Source organism: Chloroflexota bacterium, from assembly GCA_018825785.1.
Classification (GTDB): Bacteria; Chloroflexota; Dehalococcoidia; order JACVQG01; family JAHKAY01; genus JAHKAY01.
The window spans coordinates 1-3,666 of sequence record JAHKAY010000046.1 but is presented as its reverse complement, the minus strand read 5'-3'; the positions used below and the strand labels follow the sequence as shown (position 1 = coordinate 3,666).

General features: G+C 66.0%; 6 protein-coding genes. All 6 read right to left on the bottom strand.

Annotation, left to right across the window (positions count from 1 at the left end; all coding sequences use genetic code 11):
• Positions 1–133: 133 nt before the first annotated feature.
• A complete protein-coding gene (locus KJ624_06670) occupies positions 134–679 on the bottom strand; it encodes a hypothetical protein (GenBank protein ID MBU2009498.1) in 546 nt (181 codons plus the stop codon).
• A 9-nt stretch (positions 680–688) separates the two neighbouring features.
• Positions 689–979: a hypothetical protein gene (locus KJ624_06665; GenBank protein ID MBU2009497.1), complete on the bottom strand. Its 291-nt coding sequence runs from the start codon at positions 977–979 to the stop codon at positions 689–691.
• Between the two features lie 27 nt (positions 980–1,006).
• Complete coding sequence (locus tag KJ624_06660) at positions 1,007–1,780, bottom strand: ThiF family adenylyltransferase (protein MBU2009496.1); 774 nt, start codon at positions 1,778–1,780, stop codon at positions 1,007–1,009.
• A complete protein-coding gene (locus KJ624_06655; GenBank protein MBU2009495.1) occupies positions 1,761–2,354 on the bottom strand; it encodes a Mov34/MPN/PAD-1 family protein in 594 nt (197 codons plus the stop codon). Before KJ624_06655 ends, KJ624_06660 begins: the two co-directional genes overlap by 20 nt.
• The gene (locus KJ624_06650; protein ID MBU2009494.1) at positions 2,355–3,041 is read right to left on the bottom strand and encodes a prokaryotic E2 ligase family D protein; all 687 of its coding nucleotides are present in this window, start codon (positions 3,039–3,041) and stop codon (positions 2,355–2,357) included.
• On the bottom strand, positions 2,995–3,666 hold a 672-nt coding region (locus KJ624_06645; protein MBU2009493.1), incomplete at its 5' end, for a hypothetical protein. The genes KJ624_06645 and KJ624_06650, both read right to left, overlap by 47 nt.

The window sequence follows — 3,666 nt, the reverse complement described above, 5'->3', positions numbered from 1 at the left end:
TTAGCATATTTGCCTCCTTTCTATGTGTTCACCCCCGTCGACCTCGGGGGCGTTAACACCGTGTTAATAGCGTTAGCACATGCCAAAGCGATAGCGGGTTTGGAATGAGTGGAAGAGTTAACTTGTTGTTAGCTCAGAACAGGGTGGGGCGCTGGACCTCGAGCACTTTTACAGGAGCCGCTGCCGGCTTGGCCCCCCTGGCCCGCGCTTTGCAGGCCTCCACCCTCTTGCGGTAGATCCACCTCTTCAGGTCCCGCAGCTCCCCCATGTCGTAATCACTGAGGCTCTCCTGCTTGATGTCATCCGGGAACTTAGGCCCCATCACCCGGGTACCAAGGTAGAGGTAGATGCGGGTCCACTGCTCGGAGATGGGGTGCTCAAGAGTGAGGGGATACATGTAGAGCAGGGCCTCCAGGTCCGTGGCCTCGTCCCAGTTTGCCTTGCCCTGGCGACACCGCATGAGGTGGATCAGCCGGTGGAGGGGGAGCTCCTTCCTCCGCTCCTCGGGTATGGTGTCCATCCAGGGACCGGGCCAGACGATGAGGGGGTCCGTGAGGGCACAGACCAGCTCCTCAATCTCCTTGTCCACGCTTTTGTCGCGGGCAGCTTCAGGTTCAGTTGAAGGGGCTTCCTGAGGGCTGAAGAGGCCGGGTTTGTCCATGTTCTTGTCCGGTTTCATGGGCAGCCCTCAGAGAAGAGTCGGCCGCACCACCTCGGGCTTCCCCGGGACGGAACTCCTGGGAGCCGCGGGGGGCCTCGGCGGAGCGGGGGGCTCTGGGGGCCGCTGGTAGGCCGGGTTCTTGGGGCTGGTGGTCCACCTCTCCCTGGCCCGGGCCAGGATCCCCGGGACGGCGGCGAGCACGTCATTCAAGGACGCGGCGGGCAGGGCCTCCACCACCGGGTCGGTGTTGGTCCCCTGGACGCCCACCAGGGCCCGGTCCCCCTTCATCTGTATCACAACCTTCAGCTCAGCTTCCATGGGTCACCTCCTTTCTCGTTTCTAGCTCTATCCCAAATACCAAGGCGTAGGGGTGGCCTGCACGGTGCGCACCCCCAGGGGGTTGAGCTCCAGATAGCCCTGCCACCACGTCAGGCTCCCCTCCAGGAGGAGCCTCACCGCCTCCACCACCAGGACCGCCATGGCCTGGTTTATGGTGGGCCCCTGCTCCCCGGCCGCCACGGCAGCCGCGCAGGAAGCCCTGGGGCGTGGGGCCGGCACCAGGAGCTCGGGGCGGACCAGGGTCGGGAGGGGCAGGGCGTGGCAGAGGCCCTTTTCCTGGTCAAAAGGAGCCAGGTCTCGGCGGCCCATGGCCTCCGCCCGTGCGTTCCCGATGAGGACCTGGCCGAACTCCGCCCCGTTACCGGCATCGAGCCACCAGTGGCCCAGGGTGATGTTGGCCGCAATGGCCGCCCGGGCGGGGGCGTTGTCCACGCAGCCGATGACCAGCGCACAGCCCGTCAGCGGGCCCCGCTCATATTCACGCTCCTTTTTCTCAAGCGGCGAGACGGAGTAGGCCACCGGGAGCCGGTACCTCCTGGCCAGGCGCTCGGCCAGTGCCTGGGCCTTGAATTTCTCCAGGTCCTCGGGGTAGAAGTTCTGCCTCCCCAGGTTCCTCTCCTCCACCCGGTCCCCGTCAATGAGGACAAGCTGCTTAGGCACAGTCCGCCCGGCCAGGAGCCGGCAGATCCCCTCGGCGGCAAAGCCCCCGGTCCCGCCGCACCCCACCACAGCGATGGCGTTGCGGTAGGAGCCGAACTTGTTAGCCAGGCGGTAAACCATCCATCACATCCTCCAGCACGCTCACGGGGCCGGAGAAGACCTCCTCCAGCTCCGCTGGGGCAAAGTAGCCGTATACGCACAGGCGGGCCCTGGCCATGGGGACGAGCCGGCCCACCTCCCCCAGCACCACCGAAACCAGAAAGCCCTGGTCGTCGGCGTCATCGGTGGAGCTGAAGAAGGCCCCCATCCCGCCGTGGGAGTGGACCCCGACCACGGTGTTGGGCACGACCTCATAGGAGACGTGGCCCCCACCGCCATCCTGGACCGGGAAGACCACCCGGTACTCCTGGCCGTCCCAGGCGATGGCCGCATAGACCTCCTGGTCGGGCCTGGCGCAACAGGCGCTTACGACCAGGTCCATCAGGTAGCCGGGGACCAGGCTATGTTTCAGTTCCAGGTATGGCCCCAGGGGAGCCAGGCCCCTGACGGAGGACTCCGCCAGGAGGATCCGTGCGCGGACCAGGGGGTTCTCGGCCTCCAGAAAGACGCCGTTCCCGGCCAGGACGTAGGTGTAGGCCGTCCCCCTCTCCCCGATGGGGAGGGGGGTGTTGATGAGGTACCCTGCCGGTTTCATTCAGCTCCCCATCGCATCCTGGACGATCCCGCAGGGGACCAGGTCCCGGATGGGATATGACCTCTTCCCGTCCAGCTCCTCCCACAGGGCCAGGAGATCCTCCGGGTATTTCCTGGACCTCCCCCGGTGGTGGGCATCCCGGGTGAAGAAGCTCACCATGAAGGACTCGGGGGCCTCCTCCACCCGATTGGGATATTTGTGGGTGCCGGCGCAGGTCCTCCCGTCCTGGAAGACATTGTAGAGAGGGGCATGGCAGAGGGGAGTCCCCGGAGACGCCGGCCGCTTCTTTGCGGCGTAGACCCGGGGGGGCCTACCCAGGGAGCAGACAAAGATCAGCCCGGGCATGGGCAATTCAAACCTCCTGGGGGGCTTGAAGGCCTCCAGGACCAGGGCCACTTTCCACACCCTGGGGGGCCGCCAGAGGGCCACCTCCGCCCCCTCCGGCCCCATCCCCCACCACAGGGCCCCCTCCGGGAGGACCCCGCTGGCGAGTCTCAGCTCACTGGAAAAGGCCCTGGCCACGTCCACGGCCGAGACGGGCCTGGTGGTGGTCTCCCCGTCCTGGAAGCGGTGCAGCAGGATGGACTCGCCGAAGATATCCAGCCGGTAGACGAGCTGGTCGGGGGGGACCTTCAGGCCCTCAGGCAGGGCCCAGCGCAAGCTCGAGTTGTCTTGGGTCTTTAGCATAGTCAACTCCTTCCTCCTGGAGGAATTTCAAGACCTCGGCGAGGTGGCCCGCCAGGTCCTGCTCCAGCCACTCAAGGAAAGCGTCAGCCTCCTCCTGGATGTCCCTGGCCGCCTGCCACTGCTCGGTGAGATTGTCAACTTCCTCCCTGGTCCAGCGGACCTCATATCCCTGGAGGTCCTCGCAGGTCGCATCCAGGAAGATGGAGCCGGTGGCGTGGCAGAGGTACCAGGCATGGGCGATAAGCCCCTGGTAGGGGGTGCCTGCCAGGCGCTCCTCCAAGAGCTGTAGCGCGAAGCCCCTCTCCGGGATGCGCTCCAGTAGGGCCTGGGGGACGTGGCGTGCGGCCTCCTCCAGCAGGGTGACCTGGATGCCCTCCCCCCCCATAATCTCTTCCCCCCCGAAGTCCACCAGGAGGGTTGCGAGGACGAACTCCGGCCTGAAATCAGGGAGTTCGTGGTAGTCATCGTAGGCGAGGCCCTGGCCGCAGATGGGTATGGAGCAGGTCAGGTCCCCCACGGACTCCACGTAGCCGTCTTCCACGTGGGCCAGGGGGAAGTAGCGCTCGCCGAAAGCCCGGGCAAACGCCCCTACCATGTCTCCAATGCCTCCGGCCCCGAGGATGCT

Bases quoted from the DNA above. Each gene is read 5' to 3' on its own strand.
- KJ624_06670 (MBU2009498.1), bottom strand. From the start codon at position 679: ATGAAACCGGACAAGAACATGGACAAACCCGGCCTCTTCAGCCCTCAG.
- KJ624_06665 (MBU2009497.1), bottom strand. From the start codon at position 979: ATGGAAGCTGAGCTGAAGGTTGTGATACAGATGAAGGGGGACCGGGCC.
- KJ624_06660 (MBU2009496.1), bottom strand. From the start codon at position 1,780: ATGGTTTACCGCCTGGCTAACAAGTTCGGCTCCTACCGCAACGCCATC.
- KJ624_06655 (MBU2009495.1), bottom strand. From the start codon at position 2,354: ATGAAACCGGCAGGGTACCTCATCAACACCCCCCTCCCCATCGGGGAG.
- KJ624_06650 (MBU2009494.1), bottom strand. From the start codon at position 3,041: ATGCTAAAGACCCAAGACAACTCGAGCTTGCGCTGGGCCCTGCCTGAG.